This window comes from Nonomuraea sp. NPDC050536 (assembly GCF_044457685.1).
Taxonomy (GTDB): domain Bacteria; phylum Actinomycetota; class Actinomycetes; order Streptosporangiales; family Streptosporangiaceae; genus Nonomuraea.
Genome location: NZ_JBITHD010000010.1, coordinates 225,233 through 250,403 on the forward strand (window position 1 = coordinate 225,233; position 25,171 = coordinate 250,403).

General features: G+C 72.2%; 21 protein-coding genes. 8 read left to right on the forward strand and 13 right to left on the reverse strand.

Annotated elements, in window-relative coordinates; genetic code table 11:
- Positions 1–5: 5 nt before the first annotated feature.
- The 3 genes from ACIBHX_RS27465 to ACIBHX_RS27475 are packed head-to-tail and all read right to left on the reverse strand — an operon-like array spanning position 6 to position 4,265.
- Positions 6–1,154: an extracellular solute-binding protein gene (locus ACIBHX_RS27465; RefSeq protein WP_397070136.1), complete on the reverse strand. Its 1,149-nt coding sequence runs from the start codon at positions 1,152–1,154 to the stop codon at positions 6–8.
- A 1-nt stretch (position 1,155) separates the two neighbouring features.
- A complete protein-coding gene (locus tag ACIBHX_RS27470; RefSeq protein ID WP_397070137.1) occupies positions 1,156–2,532 on the reverse strand; it encodes an alpha/beta hydrolase-fold protein in 1,377 nt (458 codons plus the stop codon).
- The gene (locus ACIBHX_RS27475; protein WP_397070138.1) at positions 2,529–4,265 is read right to left on the reverse strand and encodes a glycoside hydrolase family 13 protein; all 1,737 of its coding nucleotides are present in this window, start codon (positions 4,263–4,265) and stop codon (positions 2,529–2,531) included. Before ACIBHX_RS27475 ends, ACIBHX_RS27470 begins: the two co-directional genes overlap by 4 nt.
- Before the next feature lie 178 nt (positions 4,266–4,443).
- Between ACIBHX_RS27475 and ACIBHX_RS27480 the strand changes: the two genes are divergently transcribed.
- The gene (locus ACIBHX_RS27480; protein ID WP_397070139.1) at positions 4,444–5,442 is read left to right on the forward strand and encodes a LacI family DNA-binding transcriptional regulator; all 999 of its coding nucleotides are present in this window, start codon (positions 4,444–4,446) and stop codon (positions 5,440–5,442) included.
- On the opposite strand, the gene ACIBHX_RS27485 is transcribed toward ACIBHX_RS27480, so the two are convergent.
- Entirely contained in the window at positions 5,439–8,747 is a 3,309-nt protein-coding gene (locus ACIBHX_RS27485; RefSeq protein WP_397070140.1) for a hypothetical protein, read from the reverse strand. The two genes, ACIBHX_RS27480 and ACIBHX_RS27485, sit on opposite strands and share 4 nt — an antisense overlap.
- A 104-nt stretch (positions 8,748–8,851) precedes the next feature.
- On the opposite strand from ACIBHX_RS27485, the gene ACIBHX_RS27490 reads away from it, so the two are divergent.
- From ACIBHX_RS27490 to ACIBHX_RS27505, 4 genes are read left to right on the forward strand one after another with little or no spacing between them, the layout of a single operon-like run.
- Positions 8,852–9,328, forward strand: a complete 477-nt coding sequence (locus ACIBHX_RS27490; protein ID WP_397070142.1) for a methylated-DNA--[protein]-cysteine S-methyltransferase — start codon at positions 8,852–8,854, stop codon at positions 9,326–9,328.
- Complete coding sequence (locus ACIBHX_RS27495) at positions 9,325–10,020, forward strand: 2OG-Fe(II) oxygenase (RefSeq protein WP_397070143.1); 696 nt, start codon at positions 9,325–9,327, stop codon at positions 10,018–10,020. Before ACIBHX_RS27490 ends, ACIBHX_RS27495 begins: the two co-directional genes overlap by 4 nt.
- Positions 10,017–10,688, forward strand: a complete 672-nt coding sequence (locus tag ACIBHX_RS27500; protein WP_397070144.1) for an Ada metal-binding domain-containing protein — start codon at positions 10,017–10,019, stop codon at positions 10,686–10,688. Before ACIBHX_RS27495 ends, ACIBHX_RS27500 begins: the two co-directional genes overlap by 4 nt.
- Complete coding sequence (locus tag ACIBHX_RS27505) at positions 10,685–11,326, forward strand: alpha-ketoglutarate-dependent dioxygenase AlkB family protein (RefSeq protein ID WP_397070146.1); 642 nt, start codon at positions 10,685–10,687, stop codon at positions 11,324–11,326. Before ACIBHX_RS27500 ends, ACIBHX_RS27505 begins: the two co-directional genes overlap by 4 nt.
- Here the strand turns inward: ACIBHX_RS27505 and ACIBHX_RS27510 are convergent.
- The 4 genes from ACIBHX_RS27510 to ACIBHX_RS27525 form a co-directional block, all read right to left on the reverse strand.
- Complete coding sequence (locus ACIBHX_RS27510) at positions 11,289–13,298, reverse strand: M14 family zinc carboxypeptidase (protein WP_397070148.1); 2,010 nt, start codon at positions 13,296–13,298, stop codon at positions 11,289–11,291. The genes ACIBHX_RS27505 and ACIBHX_RS27510 overlap by 38 nt on opposite strands.
- 66 nt (positions 13,299–13,364) lie before the next feature.
- The gene (locus ACIBHX_RS27515; RefSeq protein WP_397070149.1) at positions 13,365–14,645 is read right to left on the reverse strand and encodes an MFS transporter; all 1,281 of its coding nucleotides are present in this window, start codon (positions 14,643–14,645) and stop codon (positions 13,365–13,367) included.
- 61 nt (positions 14,646–14,706) lie between these two features.
- Positions 14,707–15,126, reverse strand: a complete 420-nt coding sequence (locus ACIBHX_RS27520; RefSeq protein ID WP_397070150.1) for a DUF998 domain-containing protein — start codon at positions 15,124–15,126, stop codon at positions 14,707–14,709.
- The gene (locus ACIBHX_RS27525) at positions 15,123–15,389 is read right to left on the reverse strand and encodes a YciI family protein (RefSeq protein WP_397070151.1); all 267 of its coding nucleotides are present in this window, start codon (positions 15,387–15,389) and stop codon (positions 15,123–15,125) included. The genes ACIBHX_RS27520 and ACIBHX_RS27525 overlap by 4 nt, the downstream gene beginning before the upstream one ends.
- A 64-nt stretch (positions 15,390–15,453) precedes the next feature.
- Between ACIBHX_RS27525 and ACIBHX_RS27530 the strand changes: the two genes are divergently transcribed.
- Positions 15,454–16,839 carry a hypothetical protein gene (locus ACIBHX_RS27530; RefSeq protein WP_397070152.1) on the forward strand — a complete coding sequence of 462 codons (1,386 nt, stop codon included), beginning with the start codon at positions 15,454–15,456 and terminating at the stop codon, positions 16,837–16,839.
- Here the strand turns inward: ACIBHX_RS27530 and ACIBHX_RS27535 are convergent, their stop codons facing one another.
- On the reverse strand, positions 16,840–17,520 hold the full coding sequence (locus ACIBHX_RS27535) for a helix-turn-helix domain-containing protein (protein WP_397070153.1): 681 nt from the start codon (positions 17,518–17,520) through the stop codon (positions 16,840–16,842).
- 92 nt (positions 17,521–17,612) lie between these two features.
- Between ACIBHX_RS27535 and ACIBHX_RS27540 the strand changes: the two genes are divergently transcribed.
- Positions 17,613–18,560, forward strand: coding sequence for an NADP-dependent oxidoreductase (locus tag ACIBHX_RS27540; RefSeq protein WP_397070154.1), 948 nt, complete (start codon positions 17,613–17,615; stop codon positions 18,558–18,560).
- Here the strand turns inward: ACIBHX_RS27540 and ACIBHX_RS27545 are convergent.
- Entirely contained in the window at positions 18,557–20,239 is a 1,683-nt protein-coding gene (locus tag ACIBHX_RS27545) for an IlvD/Edd family dehydratase (protein WP_397070155.1), read from the reverse strand. The two genes, ACIBHX_RS27540 and ACIBHX_RS27545, sit on opposite strands and share 4 nt — an antisense overlap.
- Before the next feature lie 51 nt (positions 20,240–20,290).
- On the reverse strand, positions 20,291–21,457 hold the full coding sequence (locus tag ACIBHX_RS27550; protein ID WP_397070156.1) for an ROK family protein: 1,167 nt from the start codon (positions 21,455–21,457) through the stop codon (positions 20,291–20,293).
- A gap of 131 nt (positions 21,458–21,588) precedes the next feature.
- Here ACIBHX_RS27550 and ACIBHX_RS27555 point away from each other — a divergent pair, with 131 nt between their 5' ends.
- Positions 21,589–22,896, forward strand: coding sequence for an MGH1-like glycoside hydrolase domain-containing protein (locus ACIBHX_RS27555; protein ID WP_397070157.1), 1,308 nt, complete (start codon positions 21,589–21,591; stop codon positions 22,894–22,896).
- Positions 22,897–22,943: 47 nt separating this feature from the next.
- On the opposite strand, the gene ACIBHX_RS27560 is transcribed toward ACIBHX_RS27555, so the two are convergent.
- Together ACIBHX_RS27560 and ACIBHX_RS27565 are read right to left on the reverse strand one after the other, a co-directional pair.
- Positions 22,944–23,846: an NAD(P)-dependent oxidoreductase gene (locus tag ACIBHX_RS27560; protein WP_397070158.1), complete on the reverse strand. Its 903-nt coding sequence runs from the start codon at positions 23,844–23,846 to the stop codon at positions 22,944–22,946.
- 63 nt (positions 23,847–23,909) lie between these two features.
- A complete protein-coding gene (locus tag ACIBHX_RS27565; protein WP_397070159.1) occupies positions 23,910–25,097 on the reverse strand; it encodes an enolase C-terminal domain-like protein in 1,188 nt (395 codons plus the stop codon).
- Positions 25,098–25,171: the final 74 nt, after the last annotated feature.

Sequence of the window (25,171 nt, forward strand, 5' to 3'; positions counted from 1 at the left end):
ATGGGTCACTGGCCGATCTTCGCGCGGATCTTTGCGGCCGCCTGGCGGGTCAGGGCCGCCGGATCCCCTTGTCCGTTGATGATCGCGAGCTGCGACAGGCCCCAGTCGGCCCAGACGGCGTCCATTTCCGGAATGTTCGGCGTCGGCACCCCGCCCAGCGCCGCCCTGGCCCATCCGTCGTCGACCCGCACCGACGTCATGGCCGCGGGCCGGCCGCCTGCCTCGGCGAGCGCCGTCTGCGCGGGTGCCGTGGCGAGGTAGTTGATCAGGAAGTCGTTCGCCAGGATGGGGTTCGCGCTCTTGGAGCTCACGTAGAACCCCTGGACCCCGGTGAACGGCCGCGCCTCGGCCTTCCCCGCGGGCGGCACGGGCGCGACGGCGAACGGCACGCCGGACTTGGCCAGCACGGGCTGGTCCCACGGCCCGGTGACCAGGAACGGCGTCTGGCCGGTGACGAACGCGTTGGTCGCGACGTCACCGCTCATCGAGGTGGACACCACCTTCCGCGCCGCCAGCCCGCGCAGGTACGCGGCGAACCTCAGCCCGCCGGGATCGTCGAGCTCCAGCCGCTTGCCCGGCCCGAAGACCGCCGAACCGAACGACGTCATCAGCGGATAGAGATGGAACGGCGAGCCCGCCTTGGGATCGACCGGCAGCGCGACCGGGTACTTCGCCTTGCGCCCCAGCTTGACCAGCTCGTCGAAGGTCCGCGGCGCCGCCGGGGCCAGCTTGGTGTTGCGCACCAGCGCGACGCTCTCGATCGCGTACGGCAGGCCGTAGGTCTGCCCGTCGTAGGTCATCGCGTCGAGCGCCACCTTCGGGAACTGCGCGGCCTTGGCCGACAGGTCGACGGGGGCGACGACGCCGTTCTGCACGAGCTTGCCGAGCCAGTCGTGGGGCCCGACGATCACATCGGGTCCCTGGCCGGAGGGCGCCTGGGAGACGAAGTCGTCGCGCAGGGAGCCCATCGGCTTCTGCACGATCTTCACCTTGACGTGCCTGTCGCGCTCGAACCCGGCTGCGATCGTCTGGAGCGTGGGCGCCCGGCTGTCGTCGGCCCAGACCGTGAGCGTGGCGGGCGCCTTCCCGGGCTCGGTGGCGCCGCATCCGGCCAGGAGCAGCGCGAGCGACAGCAGGGCGAGGGGGTTGCGCATCTCATGCTCCCTTGTGCGGGTCGTCCTGGAACGGGTCGGTCCAGCCCTCGACGCGCACCCAGACGCGCCGGTCGCCGTCGTGGCGCAGCGGGTCGCGGATGAGGCGCCCGCCGGCGTCGAGCCCGTCGCGGCGCCAGCCGCGCCCGATCGTGCCGTTCAGCCCGACCCCGAGCGGCAGCCGCCAGAGGCCGTGGTGGATTCCGGGCGCCACCTCGGTGGTGGCCAGCCCGGAGAAGTAGACCGGAGGGCCGCCTTCCGCCCGGCCTCCCGGGGCGTCCGCGTGGCCCTCCGAGGTGCCGGCGCCGCCTTCGGCTGGGTCGGCCGGGACGACCACGGTCACCTCGAGGAGCGCGTCGGGGTCGCCTGCCACGACCGTCACGTCCGAGGCGGCCGACAACCCCGCCGCAGACGCGACGACCTCCGCGGTCCCGGGCGTGGCCCCGGCGAGCAGCGCGTGCCCGGCGGGCTCCAGCACCTCGGCGGGCTGCCAGGTGACCGAGGCGCTCAGCACCGAGTACACGCAGCCGTCGGCCCGCTCCCCCACCGGAGCCACGTCCACGACCTGGCCGACCGTGGTCCGGCCGCCCGTGCCGGTCAGGCGGACGGGCGGGCCTGCCGTACCGAAGAGATGCAGCAGGGCGCTGGAGGCGCGGCGAGCCCAGGCGTCCTCGTGATGCGGCGCGGACGGCTCGTGCAGGTAGCGCAGCTCGTCGTCGGGCGCGTAGCCGAGGCCGAGCAGCTGCTCGGCGAGCTCGCGGGCGGGGCGGACCATGATCAGGCCCTCCATGCCGCCGATGTCCAGCCAGATCTTGCGCGGCCCGCGCGCCTCGAAGCGGCGGTGAACAGGCGTCTCGGCGAGCGTCTCCGGATCTACGTAGGCGAGGAACGGCGACATGATCGCGGCCAGCCCGAACACGTCCGGCCTGCGGAACGCCAGGTGGTAGCTGACCAGCCCGCCCATGGACGACCCCATGACCGCGGTCGCCGCCGGGTCGGCCGTCACCGCGTACCGCCCGCGGATCAGCGGCAGCAGCTCCTCCACCAGGAAGCGTTCGTACAGCGTGCCGCGCGGCTCGGCGCCGGGGTCGCGCGGGTAGGCCACCTCGTGCGAGTATTCGGCGCCGCGCTGGTCGCCGGCGTTGGACACGCCGACCGCCACCAGCGGCGGCAGCAGGCCGCGCCCGATCAGATCGTCGAGCGTCTCGTCGAGCCGCCAGCTCGGCTCCAGCCCCGCGGCCGCGAACACGTGCTGCCCGTCGTGCAGCACCACCACCGGGTACGGCCCGGCCGCGGCGTCGTGGCCGGGAGGCAGGTAGACGAAGACGTCCCTGGCGTTGCCGAGCGCCTCGGAGTGTACGCCGGACAGGATGTCGATCATTCGGAGAGCTCCCAGACATGGAAGGCGGGCCCATCGGAGGGCATGAACTCGCCGGGCCGCAGGTCGGGCCCGCCGGTGAGGCTGACGAGGGTGCCGGGCGCGGCGGCGCGACCGGTCAGGGCTCTGGGGAACGGGACGGGCTCGTGACCGGCCCGGCTCACCTGGACGACCAGCGTCTCGCCGGGCAGGGCGCGCTCGTACACCAGCACGTCCTCGCCGGCGTGCAGCCACCTGAGCCCGCCGTGCCGGAGCGCGTCGTGGTCACGGCGCAGACGGATCAGATCCTGAAATATCCGGTAAGTGGCGGAATCCTGGGGTCCGTCCCAGGGGAAGGGGCGGCGGCCGTCCTCCAGGTGGACGCCCTCGACTCCCACCTCGTCCCCGGCGAACACCATCGGCAGGCCCGGAAGCGTGAACAGCAGCGCGGCCCCGAGGTGCTGCCGCTCCCTGCCCGCGATCGACCGGAAGCGGGCGGTGTCGTGCGAGTCGAGCAGCGTGAGGTTGTGCGCGTACGACCGCCACGGCAGGCGGGCCGCGTGCCGGGTCATCACCTCGGCGACGTCCTGCCCGCCGTACAGGGGGATGGGGCCGGGAGTGCCCCAGAACTCGGTGGAACGTTCCCGGGCCAGCCACGACCAGATCGGGCGGGCGAAGCCCGCGTAGGCCATCGTGCCGTGCCAGCCGTCGCCTCGCAGCGAGGCCGAGGCGTCGAACTGGTGCTCCGCCAGTAGCAGGCGGCCCTCGCCGAGCGCGGCCCTGGCCGAGCGGGCCACCTCGGCGTTGAGCTCGACCGCGCCGTGCCTGCCCGCGGACTGCGCGACGTCCACCCGCCAGCCGTCCAGGCCGAACGCGTCCGGATACCGTGCGATCACCGCGGCCAGGCGCCTGCGCAGCTCGGGCGAGCGGTGGTCGAACTTGGGCAGCGTCTTCACGCCGGCGAAGGTGGCGTAGTCGTCGCCGTCGAAGTAGTAGAAGCCGTGCTCGGGGCTCGCCGGATCGGCCCGTCCCGTCAGGAACCAGTCGTGGCCGTCGCCGGAGTGGTTGAGCGTGATGTCGCCGATTACCCGGATGCCGCGGTCGTGCGCGGCCGCGGTCAGCGCCATGAGTGCCTCGTCGCCACCGAGCAGCGGGTCGACGTGGTCGAAGGTGGTGTCGTCGTAGCGGTGGTTCGACCTCGAAGGGAAGAAGGGGGTCAGGTAGATCAGGTTCGCCCCCAGGTCCGCGATGTGGTCCAGGTGCTCGGCCACGCCCCGCAGGTCGCCACCGTAGAGCTGCTGGAGCGCGTACGGCTCGCCGTACGGGATGGGGTCGTCCCAGGTCGCGGGCGTGGCCCAGGAGGGCAGCGGCGCGGTGACCCGTCCTGAGCGGGCGAACCTGTCGGGGAAGATCTGATAGATCACCGAGTCGGCGGCCCAGGAGGGCGGCGGCGGGTAGGCCGTGAGCACGAAGTCGGTGGCGTCGGTGACCTCCAGCCTGGACAGCCCGGCGGCCGTGAGCCAGCGCGGCCCGCTGCCGGTCTGCAGCAGGAAGCGGTATCCGCACTCGGGATTGACGACGGTGACGGCCGCCCGCCACCACGTCTCGTCCGGCGTGACCCGATCGACCATCGCCTCACCGAACCGTGGCTCCCCGTCGGGCGCCGTCCGCACGTGGACGCGGCGCACGCCGAGCGCGTTCGAGGTCCGCAGGAACACCTCGACCCGCTGCCCGAGCTCCGGCGCGGGATCGGTCACATACAGCGGCGAACCATCGTGATGCGCCGCCGTGTTGCAAAGGTGACCCATAGCGTGAACACTCCAAAACACGGCTTTTACCTGGATTTATGCTGATGGAGCCTAGGTCGGCGCTCGCGACGGCCGCAACGGACGGCAACATGTTTCAGTGGTTTCTTCAGGGGTTTCTGGAGGGTCGATGGCACGCCTGTCCGTCCGGACGATCGCCAAGCGCGTCGGGGTGAGCGCGGCCACCGTGAGCCGCGTGCTGAACGACCGGCCCGGGGTGGCGGAGGAGACCAGGGACCGGGTGCTGCGGGCCATCCGCGAGCAGGGCATGGTGGCGCCCGCGCCGGCCACGGAACCGTTCGTCGGCATCATCGTCCCGGAGCTGGACAACCCGGTCTTCCCCCTGCTGGCAGGGGCGATCGAGGCCAAGCTCGGCGCGCACGGCGTGACCGCGATGATCGGCAGCTCGACCAGGCGCGGGCCGACCGAGCTTGACTACCTCGCCTCGCTGGCCAGGCAGCGCATCCACGGCCTGGTGCTGATCTCGGGACGGCACGCCAACCCGTCGGCCGACCACGGGTTCTACTGGCAGCTGCACCAACGGCACCTGCCGATGGTGCTGGTGGGCGGGCACGTCAAGGACCTGCCGGTCTCGACGGTGACGACGGACGAGGCGGCCGGGGCGGCGATGGCCGTCGCGCACCTGCGCTCGCTCGGGCACACCCGGATCGGGCTGGCGGGCGGTCAGGGGTACCTGCGGCCGTCGCAGAACCGGCTGCGCGGGTACCGGCGGGAGATGCGCCGGTGGTTCGGCCACGTCGACGACTCGCTCTACGTGGAGACGGACTACTCGCTGACCGGCGGCCACGCGGCCGCCCGCGCGCTGCTGGCGGCCGGGGCGACCGCGATCGTCGCGGGCAGCGACCTGATGGCGCTCGGCGCGCTGGGGGCCGTCCGTGAGGCCGGGCTTTCGGTGCCCGAGGACGTGTCCGTGATCGGCTACGACGACTCCTACCTGGCATACCACAGCAACCCGCCGCTCACCACGGTCAGGCAGCCGGTCGAGCAGATGGCCGCGGCGGTCGCCTCGGCCCTGTGGGAGCGGCTGCAGGGCTATCACACGCCCCACGTCGACCACGTCTTCCCGCCCTCGCTGATCGCCCGCGCCTCCACCGGCCCGCGAGCCTAGGGCTGGCGGTCCGGGCGGGGGCTTTCTGGCTTGCCCACCGCGGATGAGGCGCTCAGGAGGCTGCGCGCGGTGTCGATCTTGTCGCGGAGTCCGGGGTCGAGGGCGAGGAGCAGGTAGAGGCCGGCCCAGACGGCGCTGGCCAGCAGGGCCGTCTGGTAGCCCGCGCCCAGCAGGGTTTTGAAGGCGAGCACGCCGAGGACCGGCAGACCCATGACGACCACGGTCCTGGCGATCAGCTTGGCGTAGTGCAGCCAGCCGCGGCGTGGCTTCTCCGGCTCGCGCACCAGCCGCAGCCGCGCGAAGTTCCCACTGGCCACGGCGCTCGCGGCGCGGTGCACCTCGGCCGACAGCAGGTCGAGGGAGTCCTCGCCGGGAGCGAGTGCCTGCCTTTTGAGCCTGCGCAACGCGCACGCCGCGGCCCTGGCGTTGGTCTCCACCCAGCGCCGTATGGCGGCATCCCCAGCCTCCAGCCGGCGCGGAAGAGCGTCGGTCAGTTGCCCGGCGGCGCGCTCCAGCAGGTAGGCCCAGTGCGTCCGGTCGTCGATGGTGTTGCGGTGTCGTCCTCGCCTGATCAGCATGAGGAGTTCGAGCAGGTCGTTCAGTATGCTCGCCCGGGCTTGGCGCCGGCGGACCAGGCGCAGTTTGAGCGAGAAGGGAATCGGGGCCGCCCAACCGCACGCCGCACGCAGGCCGACCATCAGGCCGAGCGTGCCCAGGAATATCCCTGCCCCGGGAAGCCTCGCCCACAGGACCAGCCCACCGGAGGCCAGCAGTCCGGCGCTCAGCGCCGCCGAGCGGAGCGGCGGGTCAAGCAGCTGGCCGATCCGCCCGGACAGCGGGGCAATGGCGAGCACCGCCGGTGCGACGCATCCGGTGATCGCCAGGATCTCGCCGTCAGGCCAGATCCATGCCCGAGTCATGATCGCCGCCAGCTCCGAGACCCAGATGCCGGTCACGGCCCCGAATTCCGTGGCGAAGGACACCGCGGCTTCCGCGCTTATCGACAGCCGGGTCCACGCCAGCACGAAGGTCTCATTCTCCGCCCTGACCGCCTCGGTCTCCGGCTCGCCCAGGCCGTCGAGCGACTCCAGCTGGAACAGGTTGTGCGACCAGACCTCCCACCGGCTCAACACCGCGAGCTCGTGCGCACGGCGGGCATTGCGCAGCGCGGCGAAGGGGCCGCCGCTGCGCCACCAGCTCGCGAACCACCTCCTGCGATCGTGCACGCGATCGAGCTCGCCGTACCCGTCGGTGACCAGGGCGTGCAGGCCCAGGTCCCTGTTGAGGTCGCGGGCGGCCTCGACCAGCGAGGTATGGGCGCGCAGCAGCCGCAGGGCGGCGCCGTACCAGCCGAGCTCCCGTAACGCGCTCGCCTGCGTCACGACGAGGTCGGCCCGCGGAGCGAGGTGGATGCTCCTGGCGCGGAAGGCGACCGCTTCCTCAGGCATGTACCGCTCATACAGAACGTCGGCCAGCGCCTCGAGTGCCACGGCCCTGCGCGCCTCGGGAATCGCGGCGACCACCTCCTCGGCGGCCTCCGCCTCGTAACCGAGCAAGGTCACCGCGACCAGGCGGCCCCAGAGTCCGGGGTCGTCGGGCGCCACCGTGAGCGCGTCGCGAGCGGCCTGCGCGGATTCGGCATACCGATCCATGTAGTTGTAGCAGTCGGTCCGCCTGGCCAGCGCCGCGACGAACCCCGGGGCCATCTCCACCGCCCTGTCCAGGTAGGGCAGCGCGTGATCCGCGTGAGCGGTGAAGTAGAACAGCTCGGCGATGTCCGCAGGCGTCTGCGGGTCCCCGTCGCTCGATTCGACCAAGGCGGCCACCGCCGCATGGGCCTGCGGGAAGGCGCCCAGCTCGATCAGGATCTCCGCGGTACGCAGCGCCAGGTCGCGCCGCGGAGGCAGCCGGCCGAAAATCCGCATCGCCCGACCGTGCGCGCCGCGTATGGCGTGCTCCTTCGCGATGTCGCACAGCCAGGCGAACGCGTCAGGATGGCAGGCGAGCTGCTCTGCCGCGGCGGATTCCGCGCGACGCAGCCTGCCGAGCTCGCACAGGGCTTGGATGTGTTCGGCCTGGCGGTCCGGGTCGCCGGGATCCACCCGCAGCGCCCGCCTGACCAGACGGAAGCCGGTCAGCCTGCGCAGCCACCCGCGTTCGCCGAACGCGCCGTACCACGTGGCCAGGTCGCCGTGCATGACGGAGTCCTGGGGCCTTCGGCCGACGGCCTGTCTGGCGGCGGACTCGGCCGCCCTGTGGTTCCCGAGCGCGTCGAAGATGGCGGGACGAGACCGCAGCGCCTCCCGGTGCCACGGATGCAGTTCCAGCAGCGAGTCCACGTATCGGAGCGCGTCGTGGAGGCGCCCCCCGGTGTGGCAGAGCGTCACGACCTCCAGTTGCTCGTCCGGATCCGGCGAGCGCATCAGGTCCTCGCATGCCGCGCGGGCGTCATGGTCGAGATCCAGGCCGAACAGGGACGTCACCCGCCGCAGCCGCGCCGCACGGTCGCCGGGCCTGAGCTCCACCGCCCGGTCCGCCGCCTGGAGCGCCTCGTGCGGCCTGTCCTGCTCGTGATGGAATCCGGCCAGCACGAGGTGCACGTCCGGGTCGTCCGGCCAGCGAGCGGCTGCCGTCCTGGCGGCGTCGCCGGCCTCGGCTCGGCGCTTGGCGTCGATCAGGCAGCCGAGCAACGTCTCCAGGTGCGCGGGATCGTGCTCGTCCAGGTGGGCGATCGCCTCGGCGTACCGGCCGTGAGCACGGTGGAGGCCGGCGACGCGGCACGCGTCGAGGTGCTCGAACTCGGCCTCCGCCTCGGCGTGACGATGGAGCCCGAGCAGCGCGTTCCCGCGGGCGAACCTGAGCTCGGTGTGCCCGGGGCTGTGCGCGAGCCCCCGGTCGGCGGCCTCCAGCGCCTCCTTGCGCAGCTTGGCCTCGCTCAGGCGGCCGGCCAGCGCGAGCCACAGCGCCGGGTCGTCCGGGCAGCGCTCGACGGCCTGCCTGGCGGCCGCGATCGCCTCGTAGGTGCGGTGCCCGCCCGTCAGGCACTCCACGCGTACGGCCAGCGCCCTGGCGTCCGCGGGTCCGCGCGCGACCGCCGAATCCGCGTAGCGCAGGGCCAGGTGCGGTTCCGCGGACTCCAGCCAGAGCCTGGCCAGGTCCAGGCAGGCCTCGAGTCCGGCGGGTTCCGGGAGGGAGGCCAGGTGGGCGTCGCACTGCTCGGCCGCCCTGCGGTACTCGCCGCGCTCCAGAAGGGTTTTCGCCTGGGTGCGAACCTCGTCCGGGAGGGTGGGCACGAAGACGGTCATGCACCGTCTTAACCCGAAATCCCGGCGCTGTCAGCCGGTCGCGCCGATTGCCACGAGGTCCGAAATCCGCCAACCGATTCTGCTGCCTCGGTGTTGTAGAGAGTATGAACATTCACACCACCATCGACAGCCCGCTGGGCCGGATCCTGATCGAGGGGGACGGCTCGGCGATCAGCAGGGTGTCGTTCGTGTCCGAGGTACGGCCGGGCGGCGACGACGAGGCGTTCGCGGAGACGCGGCGGCAGTTCGCCGAGTACTTCGCGGGTGAGCGGACGGAGTTCGACCTGGAGTTCGCCTCGGCGGGCACGCCGTTCCAGGAGCGGGTCTGGGCGGCCGTGGCGGCCGTGCCGTACGGCCGGACCAGGACCTACGGCGAGGTGGCCGCGGAGATCGGCGCGCCGCGCGACAGGATCCGCGCGGTGGGCGCGGCGATCGGCGCGAACCCGCTGCTGATCGTGCGGCCCTGCCACCGGGTCGTGGGCGCGAACGGGTCGCTGACCGGCTACGCCGGCGGCCTGGAGCGCAAGCACGCGCTGCTCACGCTCGAGGGCGCCCTCCAGCCGCAGCTGGAGCTGGTATGAAGCCGGACGAGATGGACTGGAAGGCGCTGGGCGCCGAGGTCGACGCCTACGGCTGCGCGCTGACCCCGCGCATCCTCACGCCCGCCCAGTGCGCGGAGATCTCCCAGCTGTACGGCGAGCCGGGGCTGTTCCGCTCGACGGTCGACATGGAACGGCACCGGTTCGGCAAGGGGCAGTACCGCTATTTCAGGAAGCCCTTCCCCGACCTGGTCCAGCGGCTGCGGGAGGCGTTCTACCCGCAGCTGCTGCCGATCGCGCGCGACTGGGCGGACCGGCTCGGCCAGCCCGCGCCGTGGCCTGACACGCTGGCCGAATGGCTGGACATGTGTCACGAGGCCGGGCAGACCAAGCCGACGCCGATCCTGCTGCGCTACCGGGAGGGCGACTGGAACGCCCTGCACCGCGACCTGTACGGGGACCTGGTGTTCCCGCTGCAGGTCGTGATCGGGCTCGACAGGCCGCGCAAGGACTACACCGGCGGCGAGTTCCTGCTGGTGGAGCAGCGTCCGCGCGCCCAGTCGCGGGGCACGGTGACGATGCTGGAGCAGGGTCACGGGTTGATCTTCACCACCCGCGACCGGCCCGTCAGGTCGTCGCGCGGCTGGTCGGCCTCGCCGGTCCGGCACGGGGTCAGCACGGTCAAGAGCGGCCTGCGGCACACGCTGGGCCTGGTCTTCCACGACGCGACATGAGCTACACGCTGATCGGGCGGGACGGCCTGCCGTACGAGAGTCAGACGCCCGGGACGCTCGGCGGGCACCGTCGCGCGCGGCTGTACGGCCGGCTCGACTGCCCGTCGGCGTTGCGGGCCATCAGGCGCGGCGGCTACGCCGGGCACCGGGTGTTCTTCGCCGACGAGGCCACGGCCGTGGCGGCCGGATACCGGCCGTGCGCCGTGTGCCTGCCGGAGGCGTACCGCGCGTGGAAGGGCGGGCACACCGAGGCCGAGCTGGCCCGGGTGCTCGACCTGGTGGGCGGCGCCGCCGCGGTCGTGCTCGGGCACGGGCGCGATCAGGCCTCCACGGCCGCCGTCGAGGCGTTCGCGCGGGCCTGGGACGGCGAGGTGCTCGCGGTCGTCGACTGGCCTGAGGACGCCGCCTCCTGGCTGCGGCCCGCGACCAGGTTCACCGCCCAGGAGCCGGACGCGTGGGTGGTGGCGGGCACGCCGCCCGGCTGGGCGTCGATGGCCAGGCGGCTGCGGATGAGCACCGGCTGGGAGCCGGGCAGGACGTTCGGCTTCGCCTCGATCGCCGCGGCCGTCGTGCCCGCGGGACCGGGGACACTGGAAGGGCTGCGCGGGGCCGCCGCGGACGGCACCGCATGGCGCATCGGCCGCAACCTGATCGAGAGCCTCCCATGATGCCCCTGCAGATCGCCCCGGGAGCCGTGCACGTGCCCGGCTGGCTGTCCCCCGACGAGCAGCGCCACCTGGTCACCGAGTGCCGGGCCTGGGCGTCGGGTCCCGTCCCGATGCGGCACACCGTGCTGCCCAGGGGCGGGGTGATGTCGGTGCAGACCGTGTGCCTGGGCTGGCACTGGCGGCCGTACGAGTACGTCAGGACCGTGGACGGGGTGCGGGTGGCCGAGTTCCCCGGCTGGCTGGCCGAGCTCGGCCGCCGGGCGCTGGCCGCCGCCGGGATGCCCGGCGACGGGTACACGCCCGACATCGCGCTGATCAACTTCTATGACGAGCACGCCAAGATGGGCATGCACCAGGACAAGGACGAGCGCTCCGACGACCCGGTGGTCTCGCTCAGCATCGGCGACGGCTGCGTGTTCCGCTTCGGCAACACCGAGACGCGCGGCAGGCCGTACACCGATGTCGAGCTGGCCTCGGGCGACCTGTTCGTGTTCGGCGGGCCGTCCCGGTACGCCTACCACGGCGTGCCGAAGGTCTACCCGGGGACCGGTGACCCGGCCACCGGGCTGGCGTCGGGACGGCTCAACATCACGATGCGGGTCAGCGGTCTTCGCGATGGTCAGCCGCCACCCCGATGAGGGAGATCAGGCCGGCGGCGTACTCCAGCGCTTCCTGGTGCCCCTCGGCGAAGTCCGGCTGGAAGCCCACGCCCTCCCACGCCTGGGTCTGCGGGTTCCACAGGTCGTTGCCGACCTCGAAGTCCCAGCCGTAGACGCCGTGGTCGTACCAGAGCTCGTCGGCGGAGTTGCCGGCCGCCGAGTAGAGCACGTCGGTCACCGGGCCCGTTTGCTGCGGCCAGGTCACGGTGCCGCGCTCGGCGGCGATGCCTGACTCGATCGTCTTGGCGGAGCGGAGGAAGAAGTCCAGCTGCTGGTCGGTCGGCCTGGGCAGGGTGACGCGGCCGTCGAGCTTGTAGGCGCCGGGCGGCCACATGAAGTACCCGCCGTAGGAGTGGACGTTCATCGCGAACTTGATGTTGTGGAAGGTCTGCGCCATCCAGATCACGTTCTTGCTCTCCGCCTCGGAGTGCTCGGCGGGGCCCGCGTACGTGCCGCTCTGGCAGTTCGTGGAGGCGCCGAAGTAGCCGTCGGACAGCGAGCCGACCGCGTAGTTGCGGTTGACGTCGACGCCCCAGGTGTTGCGCTGCGCCGGGTCCGACTGCTGGGCGGGGCAGTAGTTGACCATGTTCTTCCGCTGGAAGTTGTAGTCGTAGAAGCTGTAGTTCGCGCCGTCCGGGTTCACCGTGGGGATGATGAAGATGTCCGTGCGCTCCAGCAGCCGGCGCGTGGCCGGGTCGCGCTGGTAGTTGCGCAGCAGCCGCTCGGCCGACTCGATCGTGACCAGCGGCGCCACCCACTCGCGGGCGTGCTCCTGCGCGTAGGCCAGCACGCCGGTCCTGGAACCGTCGCGGTGCACGCCGACCCGCAGTGCCAGCACCTGCCACGGGGTCCGCGGCACGCTCGCCGGGGCCTTGAGGAAGTCGCTCAGCGGGGTCGGCGGCGCGGGCGCCACGACGCCCGTGCCCGGGTCGTTGCGGTACGGCGTGGCCTCGACCAGCGTGCCCGCGCCCGCGTTGATCGCGGCGATGACCTGGGCGGCGGTGCTGACGGGGGTGCCGGAGGCGTCGGTGGCCAGGCTGACCGTGATCCGCGTGCCGTTCACCGTCACCCGCAGCGGGCTGCTCGGCGCGCCGGGGTTGACGGCCTCGATGGACACGTCGTTGCCGCCCTCGGACCCGTAGGCCTTCGAGGTGACCACCACGGTGCCGAACTGGGCCTGGGCGTGGCGGCGGTAGCCGTTGGTGAGGTAGGGCAGCTTGATGATGTCGGTCAGGCGCGGGAACTGCTCGTGCAGCGCCTTGATCCGGTCGTTGAGCTGGCCGGGCGGCATGTACTGGGTGACGAAGTCCTTCTGGTAGCCGGGGGTGTGCCGGTCGGGCGCCTTGCCGCCGGGCCACTCCCTGACCAGCGCGTCGGCCCGGCCGCCGGTGGCGGAGGTGACCGTCACCCAGATCGGGCGCTGCGGCGCCGGGGCAGGCGTCTCGAACTGGTGGCCCAGGTAGACGTCGTCGTCCACGAACGGCACCATCGCCACCGTGCCCGAGGAGCCGCCCACGCCGCGCCAGGCGGCGCTGAGCGTGGCGGCGGCGCCCGCGCCGCTGGTCGCCTCGACCGACAGGAAGTAGCCGTCGCGGGTCTTCATCCAGACCGCGCGCTCGATCACGATGCGGTCCTGCTGCGTGGCCTTGGGTGTGTTGGTGGGCGCCTTCTGGGTCCTGGCGCCCTCCGCCTGGATCGCGGCCAGTTGGCTGGGCGTGACCACGGCGTCCACCTGGATGCTGCCGTCGGCCTGCGGCCTGATCCGCTCGGTCAGGTCGGCCCCGGAGTCCACCAGCCTCTCGAAGGCCGCCCGGTCCGCCACCGTGACGGTGACCACCGAGGCGGGCTCCGGCGTCGTCGGCGGCGGCTCGGCCGCCGGCACCGGCGCCGTGACCAGGTAGGTCGTGACGCCTATCGCGAGGACAACAGCGGACGCCCGTAAGCCACGCATCGGCTCCTCCTTGATCGGCCTCTGCCGATCATTCAAGGCGAGTACGGCAAGCCCTACAAGACCCGATTAATCGGGCAAATCGCCCCGGTTGCGCAAGGACAGCAGCGCGACCGCACTGACCAAGCAGGTAGCGATCACGAAATATGCGGGAATGTCGATGTCCCCGGTGCTCTTGATCAGCTGCGTGATGATCAGCCCGGCGCAGCCGGAGAACACCGCGTTCGAGAGCGAGTAGGCCAGCCCGAGGCCCGTGTACCGGACCGTGGTCGGAAACATCTCGGCCAGCATCGCCGGGCCGGGTCCCGCCAGCAGGCCGACCACCACGCCCGCGACGAACACCGCCACGCCCTTCGTCGCGGCCGAGCCGGCCGGGTCCTGCAGGACGTTGATCAGCGGGAGAGCGAGCACGACGATCAACACGGCGCCCGTCAGCATGACCGGGCGGCGGCCGATCCTGTCGCTCAGGATCCCGGCCGGGATGATCGCCAGCGCGAAGCCCAGGTTGGACAGCACCGCCGCGAGCAGGCCCTGCTGGAAGGTGGCGTGCAGCGCCGTCTGCAGGTAGGCGGGCATGACGACCAGGAACGTGTACCCGGCCGCCGACCAGCCCATGAGCCGCGCGATGCCGATCAGGATCGCCCTGGCCACCTCGCCGCCGGCGGGCTTGCGGACCGGTTCCGCCGCGGCCCGCTGGAAGCTCGGCGTCTCCTCCAGCCGCAGCCGCAGCCAGAGCGCCACCCCGCCGAGCGGTACGGCCAGCAGGAACGGGATCCGCCAGCCCCAGCTCTTGAGGTCGGCCTCGGAGGTCAGGCCCGCCATGATCGCCGCCGCCCCCGCGCCGCCCAGCAGCCCGAGCGCCACGGTGAACGACTGCCACGAGCCGTACAGGCCGCGCCTGCCCGGCGGGGCGAACTCGGTCATCAGCGACACCGCCCCGCCGAACTCACCGCCCGCCGACAACCCCTGCAGGATCCGGACCAGCGTCAGCAGCCACGGCGCGGCGGCCCCGACGGCGGCGTAGGTCGGCAGCACGCCGATCAGCGCCGTGGCCACCGACATCAGCACGACCACCAGGATGAGCAGCGGGCGGCGCCCGATCCGGTCCCCCAGCCGGCCGAAGATCGCCGCCCCGAGCGGGCGGAAGAAGAAGGCCAGCGCGAACGAGGCGTACGTCTTGATCAGCGCCTCGAGGTCCCCCGTCGCGCCGGGGCTGAAGAAGTTCGCCGCGATGATCGTGGCGAAGAATCCGTAAACCCCGAACTCATACCATTCGATGAAATTTCCTACCGAACCGGCGAGCAGAGCGCGGCGCGACCGCTGCGTGTTCTGTTGGTCGAGTGCGGTCATGTGGGGGGACCTCCTGGCGTCTTGCGAATGACGACAAGCGTCATTGACTGCCTAGGTCATGTCAATAAGTTTCAGCCGGGCAGGGCAGGGAGGCCAGCACGAAGCCCACCTCGTGCAGCATCCCGTGCCAGCTCATCTCCGGCGCCCCGGCCGGCGCCCCGGGCGGGAACCCGGCGCCCGCGTCGGTGGTGAACACGCCGGCCATCACCAGTCCGACCCCGACGGTCCCGAACAGCAGCGTGCCCCACGTCCCGCCGCGCCCATGGTCGATCACCCGGCGCATCCCGGCCGCGAAGCCCACGTACAGCAGGCCCGTGACGACGAAGTTCGCGATCTGGATCCAGCCGAGCCCGCCCAGGCTCAGCAGGCTGAGCGGATGGTAGGTCGGGTCGAAGCCCTCCCTGGTGAGCGCCTGGACCAGGTAGACGGTCAGGAACAGCGGGCCCGCGACCAGGCCGCAGGCCAGCAGCCGGCGCGTCACTGGATCGGCCTGACGTCCACGTGGCCCGGCACCGGGCTCGCGAGCAGGCGGGCGGCGATCTCGGTGGCCCGGTCGAAGCTGTCGCAGTCGACGACCCAGCAGGCGGCGACGGACTCCTCGGCCGTGGGGTCTCCGGGTCCGAACCTGCGGGTGTCGACCGGATCTGCCAGGACGCGCTTGTCCAGCAGCTCGCCGGACTCGGCCAGCCACCGGTCGAACGGCTCGGTGTCGGCCTCGCCGTACGTCATGAGCATGAATTGCACGGGGCTCTCCTCTCTCTCGCGGGAGACGTCGGAGCCACGCCGGCGTTTCTGACACGATGTGCGGGTGGAAGATCGGTTACGTGCGGCCTTCGTCAGAGGAAACCTGCTCGATCTGCGCTCCGGCGGCGACGACGATCCTCGCCAGGCCGCGACCTGGCCGGAGTCGCGGCAGGTCAGCGCCGCGTCCATGACGGCGTTGCTGCTCGGCGGGGCCCAGGCGGAGCCGGGCCAGGTCGCGATGCTCCGGCTGGCGGGGGCGCGCATCACCGGGCAGCTCGACCTGGACGGCGCCGAGCTGAGCCACCGGCTCCAGCTGGTCGGCTGCGTACTCGACGAGCCGCTGCTGATCAGCGAGGCGCGGACCCGCTCGATCGCGCTGACCGGGTGCGTTCTGCCCGAGATGAGGGCCGCGATGTCGCGGATCGACGGCAGCCTGACCATCCACGACTGCGCGCTGCCCGAGCTGGACCTGCACGGCACGACCGTCAGCGACGACCTGATCATCGAAGGCGGCACGCTGAAGGAGCTCGACGCCACCACCGTCCAGGTCCACCGGCACCTCATCCTGGGGCCGGGCCTGACGATCGAGGGCACCACCCTGCTCAACTACGCCACCGTCGGCGGGCAGGCCAGGATCACCGAGACCACGCTCGGCCCGGTGGAGATGCACCGGGCCCGCTTCGACACCGACCTGTTCGTGGCCAGGCCGTCGAAGTGCACGGGCAGGCTGGCCATGACAGGCGCGATCGCGGCAGGACGCGTCGACCTGGAGCTGATCGAGGTGTCCGAGCTGGGCTGCGAGGAGGTCCAGGCGGGCGTCCTGCACCTGCCCGCCGGGGTGACCCGGCTGGACCTGGACAGCGCGCGGGTGGGCGTGCTGCGGGGCGTGGCCAGGCCGTACCCGCGGCAGCTGTCGATCAACGGCCTGACCTACGACGCCATCGAGCCGTCGGCCAGGACCGGCGAGCGGCTGGAGTGGATCAGGCTCGGCTCGCACCGCTACCGCTCGCAGCCGTACGAGCAGCTGGCGGCCATGTACAAGCGCGACGGCCACGAGGTGGACGCGCGCACCGTGCTGCTGGCCAAGCAGCGGCACCGGCGGCGGATGCTGCAGTGGCGGGGCCGGCTGCTCGGCCTCCTCCAGGACGTCACCGCGGGGTACGGCTACCGCTCCTGGTGGGCCGGGCTGTGGCTGGCGGCCTTCCTGGCGGCGGGCACCGCCTACTTCCAGCTGTCGCCCCCGGCGCCGCTCAAACCCGGCGAGCACCCGGACTTCAACGCCTTCGCCTACACGCTCGACCTGCTGCTGCCGATGGTCGACCTGGGCCAGACGCCGGCGTGGAACCCGCATGGGCCGGCCCAGGCGGTCGCCTACGCGCTGCTGATGCTGGGCTGGCTGCTCACGCTGTCGGTCGCCACCGGCGTCGCGCGCGTCCTGTTCAGAGACTGATCATCGCTGGTAGTCGTAGTTCGGCGGCGCGCCCACCGAGTGCTCGAGTATCCGCAGGACCTTGCGTGACTCGTCGTTGGGCCCGGCCACGTAGTACGGCTTGCCGTCGCGGCCGAAGGTGATGGCCGCCGGACCCTCCCACGGGCCGAGGTGTTCGGCGACGGCCGCGAAGGACTCCAGGGTTTCGAAGCCCAGGTCCCCCGCATACTCCTCCGAACCGAAGACCAGGTTGCGGGCCAGCTCCACCGGGGCTTCCTGCCAGCCCGGGTAGTCGCTGAAGAAGTAGTCGCGGAAGCGGCGCAGCTCCAGCTCGTCCATGACGTCGGGGCCGATGGTGTTCTTGACCCCCAGGCAGTAGACGTCCACCAGGAAGCCGGCCACGGACACCTTGTCCCAGCCGTGGCGCCGCGCCGCCAGCACGCTCACCAGGCCGGCCCCCTGCGGGGACGGCTCGGCGTCGGTCCAGCCGCGCGACGGGTCGACCGTGAGGCCCACGCTCCAGCCGTCGCTGACCCAGGCGCCGACGATCTCGCCGGGGCCCGAGGGGGCCTCGGCGGCGATAGCGCGTACCAGAGGGGCGACCGCGGAGGGAGAGACGCCCAGCTCGCGGGCGATCTGCTTCGGCGACCTGCCCTGGCCGCGCAGCTCGCGCACCCGCTGCAGAAGTTCCGCACTGTCCATAGAAGCCGGAGCCTACCCCTCATCCGGGTAGGCGGTTGGCTAATCCGACAAAGGGGAAGATATCTCCGCGATCGCATTTCGGGGGGATATTCATGCGGGCCATCGCCATTACCGACTTCATGCTCACGCCTCAGCTCATGGACCTGCCCAGGCCGCAGCCGGGGGCCGACGAGGTGCTCGTGAGGTTGTACGCGGCCGGGCTCAACCCGGTCGACTGGAAGATCGCCGAGGGCATGCTGAGCGACGGCGTCCGCCACCACTTCCCGCTGGTCCTGGGCACCGACGGGGCCGGAGTGGTGGATGCGGTGGGGCCGGCGGTGACCGCGTTCCGGCCGGGCGACGAGGTCTACGGCCAGTTCCAGGACGTCGGGCGGGGGCTCGGCAGCTACGCCGAGTACGGGCTTTTCGTCCAGGGCGCGCCGGTCGCGCGGATGCCGAGGGGCATGACGTTCACGCAGGCCGCGGCCGTGCCGGTGGCCACGATGACCGGATACAACCTGGTCGAGACGACCAAGGTGGACCAGGGGCAGACCGTGCTGGTCTCCGGCGCGAGCGGCGGGGTGGGGCAGCAGGCCGTACAGTTCGCCGTCCTCCAGGGCGCCAGGGTCATCGCCACCGCGACCGCGGACATCGCCGAGTACCTGCGCGAGCTGGGCGCGGCCGAGATCGTCGACTACAAGACGGCCCCGGTCGCCGACCAGGTGCTCGCGCTGCACCCGGAGGGTATCGACGTGGTCCTCGACACGATCTGCGCCGACCCCGCGGCGCTGAACCGGCTCTCGCGCATCGTGCGCCCCGGCGGGCACGTGGTGACGACGCAGTTCACGGCCGATCCGACGGAGCTGGCGTCCCGCGAGATCGTCGGCGTCAACCTGAACAACCCGGCGAGCCCCGAACTGCTGGCCCTGATCGCGGACCTGATCGACGCCGGCAAGATCCGTGTCAGGGTCGAGGCGCAGGTGCCGCTGGAGGACGCGCCCCAGGCGCTGGCCCGCAACAAGGCCGGCGGAGCCCGCGGCAAGACCGCGATCGAGATCTAGTGTGACTCCCTGCTGACGTGGTCGCCGCTTGAACCGACCAGGAAGTCCAGGTCGGCGCCTTGGTCCGCCTGGAGCACGTGGTCGACGTAGAGCCGCTCCCAGCCGCGCACCGGCCGCGCGAACCCGGTGGTCACCGGCTCACGGGCGGCCAGTTCGGCGTCGGGCAGGTCCACGTCGAGCCGCCGCGCAGGCACGTCAAGCACGATCGGGTCGCCGGTCCTGACCCTGGCCAGCGGCCCGCCGGCCGCCGCCTCGGGCGCCGTGTGCAGGACGACCGTGCCGTAGGCGGTGCCGCTCATCCGCGCGTCACTGATGCGCACCATGTCGCGCACCCCCTTGGCCAGCAGCCTGGCGGGCAGCGGCAGGTTGCCCACCTCCGGCATGCCCGGGTAGCCGCGTGGCCCGCATCCGCGCAGCACCAGCACCGAGGTCTCGTCCACCTCGACCGTGTCCAGGCGCGCGTTCATGTCCTCGATGCTGTCGAACACGACCGCCCTGCCCCGGTGCCTCAGCAGCTCCGGAGAGGCCGCCGCGGGCTTGATGACCGCTCCGCGCGGGGCGAGGTTGCCCCTGAGCACGGCGATCCCCGCCTCCGGCAGCAGCGGGTCGTCCCGCCGCCTGATGACGTCCTCGTCCCAGATCTGCCCGAAATATTGCGACAAAGGCTGACCTGTCACTGTCAGTGCGCTCTCGTCCAGGAGGTCTGCCACTTCGGTGAGTACGGCGAGCAGCCCACCCGCCCTGTACAGGTCGTCCATCAGGTGCCTGCCCGCCGGCTGGAGGTCGACCAGGAGCGGCACCCCCGACCCGATCCGGTCGAAGTCGTCCAGCTCCAGCTCCACCCCGAGCCGCCCGGCGATGGCCAGCAGGTGCACGACCGCGTTCGTGGAACCGCCGATCGCGGCCAGCGTCACGATCGCGTTGCGGAAGGACGCCCTGGTCATCACCGTGCTCGGCCGCCGCCCCTCCTCGGTGATCCGTACGGCCAGCCTTCCCGCCTCGTGGGCCTGCTGGAGGAGGCGGCTGTCGGGTGCGGGGATGCCCGCCGTACCCGGGAGGGTCATGCCGAGCGCCTCGGCCATGCAGGCCATCGTCGAGGCGGTGCCCATCGTGTTGCAGTGGCCGCGGCTGCGGATCATCGACGACTCCGACTCCAGGAACGCCGCGTTGTCCAGCGTGCCCGCGCGGACCTCCTCGCTCAGCCGCCACACGTCGGTGCCGCAGCCCAGCGGGCGGCCGCGGAAGTGGCCGGTCAGCATCGGGCCGCCGGGCACGACCAGCGCGGGCAGGTCCACCGACGCGGCGGCCATCAGCAGCGACGGGATCGTCTTGTCGCAGCCGCCGAGCAGCACGACGCCGTCGATCGGGTTGGCGCGCAGCATCTCCTCGGTGGCCATCGCGGCCAGGTTGCGCCACAGCATCGCGGTCGGGCGGACGTTCGTCTCGCCGAGCGAGACCACGGGCAGGTTCAGCGGCACGCCGCCGGCCTCCCAGACGCCCGCCTTCACGGCCTCGGCCACCTCGTCCAGGTGGGCGTTGCAGGGGGTCAGGTCGGAGGCGGTGTTGGCGATGGCGATCTGGGGGCGCCCGAACGCGTCCCCGGGCAGGCCGCGCCGCATCCAGGCGCGATGAATGTAGGAGTTCCTGTCGTTTCCCGCATACCAGTGCGCACTTCTCACCGACGCGACCCTACGTTCTCCTCCGCCCCCTGCCCAGCACCCCCAGCCGGGTCAGGAGAGACCGAGAGCCGCGTCGACGGCGGCGGCGGAGTAGACGTGGCGGACCACCATCAGGGTGAGGCCGAGCGTGGCGCTGTCGTCGCCGGCGCGGGCGGGCACGACGCGCAGCCGCTGGGTCGCGCGCTCCACCGCGTCGGCGCGCACCCGGCGCTCGACCTCGTCGGCGACGATCGGCAGTTGCCCGAGTATCCCGCCGAGCACCAGCGTGCTGGGGTTGACCGAGGCGACGAGCGCCGCCAGCACACGGCCGAGGCGGGCGGCCGCGGTGCGCAGCGCGGTCACGACCTCGGGGTCGTGGGCACTGTGCACGATGTCCTCCAGGGTGTGCATGCCGTGCCCTGCCAGCTGCTCGAGCAGCGCCCGCCCGGAAGCCCAGGCCGCCAGGCAGCCGCGGCGCCCGCACCGGCACATGGGCCCGTCGTCGGCGACCCGGATGTGCCCGATGTCCCCCGCCGCGCCGTCCGCGCCGCCGATGACCCGGTCGTCGACGACGATGCCCGCCCCGATCCCAGTGGAGTACTTGACCGCGAGCAGCACTCCGCGCTCGCCCCCCGCGGAGGCCTCGCCGAGCGCGAAGGCCCTGGCGTCGTTCTCGATGAGCAGCGGCACGTCCCAGCGTGACCTGATGGCCTCCTCGATGGCGTACCCCTCCCAGCCGGGCATCGTGGTCGAGGCGCCGAGCCGCCCCGTGGCCACGTCGACCGGTCCGGGAATGCCCATCCCCACGCCCACGACCTGGGCGTCCTCGTCCACGCGCAGCAGCTTGTCGGCCCGTCCGAGCAGGCGGGGCAGCAGCTGCGAGGGCGGCCGGGAGATGTCCAGGCGCAGCGTCTCCATCCGCAGCGTCCGCCCGAACAGGTCGGCGATCGCGATCCGCCCGTGCGCCTGCCCGAGGTCGAAGACGAGCGCGACCCGGTTCCTGTCGTCGAAGCGCAGCCGCTGCGCGGGACGCCCGACAGCGGTGCCCGTCGCGCCCGACTCGTACACGAGCCCGGCGCGGAAGAGCTGGTCGAGCCGCTCGAACAGGGTCGTCCGCGACATGCCGGTGGCGGCCAGGAGCTGCTGCCGGGTCCATCCGGGCCGGCCACGGATGAGCTCAAGCAGGTGACCGGGCGAGGCCGGTCCGGTCGGGGAATCAGGGTGCCCTGAGACGGTCACAGACCCGCATTCTCCTCCCCCACGCGCTGTCGCGCCCTTGACCGGCGGGATCAAGCTCATTATGTTCGACCACTGTACAGAATTCTGATTCAAAAGGGAGAATTCGTGCCCCCCACCCCTCCTCGATCGGAATGACGCAACGGCTGGCGGACGCGGCAGCCGACGTGCTGCGCCGCAATGACCTGGGACACCTGACCGTCGCCTCCCCTGAGCTCTATCCGCACCAGTGGAGCTGGGACACCGCGTTCATCGCCATCGGTATCTCCCGGCTCTCGATCACGCGGGCCATCGCCGAGATGGCCTCGCTGCTGGCCGCCCAGTGGCCGAACGGGATGATCCCGCACATCGTCTTCGACCGCCCCTCCGGCTACTTTCCCGGCCCCGCCCGCTGGCGCTCCGACCTGGCGCTCGACCCGCCGCCGGTGACCACGTCGGGAATTTGTCAGCCGCCCGTACATAGCGTGGCGCTGTCCTGCATCCTCCTGGAGGCGCGCCGGCGCGGCGGATCCGACCGCAGGGAGGCCGAGGAGTTCGTCACGGCCACCCTCGACCGCTGGCTGGCCTGGCACCGCTGGCTGGCGGCCGCCCGCGACCCCGACGGCACCGGCCTGGTGGCGATCCACCACAGCTGGGAGTCCGGCATGGACAACTCGCCGCGCTGGGACGTCCCCTACGCGCACGTACGGCCGGGCCGCATGGAGCCGTTCGAGCGCACCGACACCGCCCACGTGACCGACGCCGCCGAGCGCCCCACCGACGCCGAGTACCGCCGCTACATCTGGCTGGTCGACCAGATGGTCGCAACCCGCTACGACGAGGACGCGATCAGGAAGACGATCGACTTCCGCGTCGCCGACGTGTTCACCTCGGCGCTGCTGGCGCTGTCCAGCGACATCCTGGCCGAGCTGGCCACCGGCTTCGGCCGCCCCGCCGACGCCGCCGAGATGCGGGCGCTCGCCGGCCGCTTCCGCGCCGGCGTCGCCGCCACGATCTGCCCCGACACCGGCCTGACCAGGGACAAGGACCTGCGCGCCGACCAGTGGCTGCCCACGCTCACCCTCGGCGCCTTCGCCTCCCTGATCAGCGGGTACGGTGACCCGCTCGGGAGGCAGCGGGAGGCGCTGCTCGGACCCGACTGGTGCGGCCACGCCGGGCTCCGCTACGCCGTACCGCCGAGCACGTCGCCGTCGGCGCCGCAGTTCCAGCGCAGGCGGTACTGGCGCGGGCCGCAGTGGCCGGTGATGACCTGGCTGTTCGGCTGGGCCGCCCGGTGGCACGGCGACGAGGAGCTCGCCGGGCGGCTGCGCGAGGAGTCGCTGCGACAGCTGGCCGACCTGCGCTTCGCCGAGTACTACGACCCGCTGTCCGGGGAGCCGCTGGGCAGCCCCGCCCAGTCCTGGACCGCCGCCGTCGCGCTGGACTGGGTGAGTACGCCATGACGCGCCCACGCTCCGGACCCCGCTCTTGCGCGTTGGGCGAGTCCTGGCTAAACGGGCCGGACGTCGTTGACCACGTGGAGCGGCGGCTCACCCGCGAGGACGCGGCGGAGGTTGTCGGCGACCATGCCGCGGACGCGGTGCCGGGCCTGCCAGGTGCCGGCGCCGATGTGCGGCGAGAGGTAGACGTTCGGCAGGCCGCGCAGCGGGGAGTCGGCGGGCAAGGGCTCGGGGTCGAACACGTCGAGCGCGGCACCCGCGGGCTTCCCCGCGCGCAGCCCCTCGACCAGGGCGTCCTGATCGACGAGTGCGCCCCTGGCGGAGTTGACCAGGATCGCGCCGTCCCGCATCCCGGCCAGCTCGGCTCTACCGATCACGCCCCGGGTCTCGGGAGTCAGCGCCAGGTGCAGGCTGACCACGTCGGACACCTCGAGCAGCTCGGCGAGCTCCACCTGACGGCCGCCCGGGACGTCCCTCGGGCTGCGCGCGCTGAAGACGATGCCGGATCCGAAGCCGCGCAGCCTGGCCACCACGGCGCGGGCCACGGCGCCCATGCCCACCAGCCCCACGGTGAGCGCGCCCAGCTCGCGCCCGAGGGGCTCCGGGGCGCGCAGGACGTTCAACGCGCCCATCACCACCCAGTCGGCGACGGCGTCGGCGTTGTATCCGGGCGCGTTGGCCACCGGGATCCCGCGCTCGGCGGCCCTGGCGACATCGACGGTGTCGTAGCCGGCGGCGGGCAACTGGATGAACCGGCAGCGCGCCATGGCGTCGATGACCTCCGCGTCCATCGGGAAGCGGCGGGCGGCGTCGGCGATCACGATGTCCGCGTCCTCGACCAGGGGGATCACCCCATCGCCGGACTCGGGGGCGGTGCGCACCTGGACCTCGTCGGTCCCGGCGAGCTCACGGACCAGGTCGGCGTCGTAGGCGGACAGGCAAGCGATGATCATTTCTCTCCCATTCCAGCGAGCACAGCCATGAACCCCCAGCACCCAACCCCTGGTGGGCGGGGGTTAGAGGGGGCGGGTGTCGAGGATGCGGTCGGTGGCCGGGGTCATGCCGAGGCCGGGGGCAGTCGGGGCGGCGATGCGGCCGTCGACCGGGGCGATGGGGTCGGCGAGGAAGTGCTGGTAGAGCGGCCCGAGCCGGCGCAGGTACTCCATCTCGGGCACCAGCCCGGGACTGGCAGCGAACGTCAGCGCCGCGTTGCACTGCAGCGACTGCCCGTGCGGGACGAACTGCCGCCCGCCGGCCGAGACGAGCGCCCCGACGCGCACCATCTCGCTGATCCCGCCGCCCCAGTGCGGGTCGGCCTGGTAGACGTCGAGCAGGTCCTCGCGCAGCAGCCGGCCGATCCCCCACCGGGTGTACTCGTGCTCACCCCCGGCGATCTGCACGATCCCGCCGAGCCGCCGTCGCAGGGCGGCGTACCCGGCGGTGTCGTCGGCGGGCAGCGGCTCCTCGATCCAGCGCACCCGCAGCGCCTCGGTCTCGCGTGCCACGGCGACGGTGAAAGGGATGTCCCACGAGCTCCACGCGTCGAGCATGATCTCCACGTGGGGCCCGGCGGCCTGCCGTACCGTGGCGACCAACTCGACCACCCGATCCACGCCCGCGTGTCCCGAGTCGGGACCCCAGCGCGGGAACCACTTGATGCCACCGAATCCCGCCCCGACCAGCTCTCCGGTACGGCGGGCCACGTCGTCGGCCGCCAGCGAGTCGCCCAACGTGGACGCGTAGGCGGGCACGTCGTCACGCGTGGGCCCGCCGAGCAGCACGTGGACCGGCACGCCGAAGCGCTGTCCACGGATGTCCCACAGCGCGCAGTCGACGGCCGACAGCGCCATCATGCCCACCCCGGCGCGCCCGTGGATCATGGAGCGGTAGCCCACGTCCCAGATCCGTTCGGTCGCCAGCGGGTCGGCGCCGAGCAGCTGCGGGCGGAGCACGGTGAGCACGGTGTGGGCCTGCTCGGCGGACAGGACCGCCGTGCTGCCCGTGATGCTCTCGTCGGTGTCGACGTGCAGGAAGATCGTCCGTACCTCGAGCCCGCCGTCGTCCCGGACGGGAACCTGAGTCGGTCCGGCAGCGGACAGCTCCTGATAGACGTCAGTCGGACGACGGAGTCTGTCATCCCACAGCGGTCCGTCGTGCGGCATGGAGCCGGTGTACTCGACACAGCGGACATCGGTGATCTTCATCGTTCATCCCTGCAGATTTGTCAGGCAACTGGACGAAACCCGGGTGAGGCTGCACCGTATCGAACATCACCGCG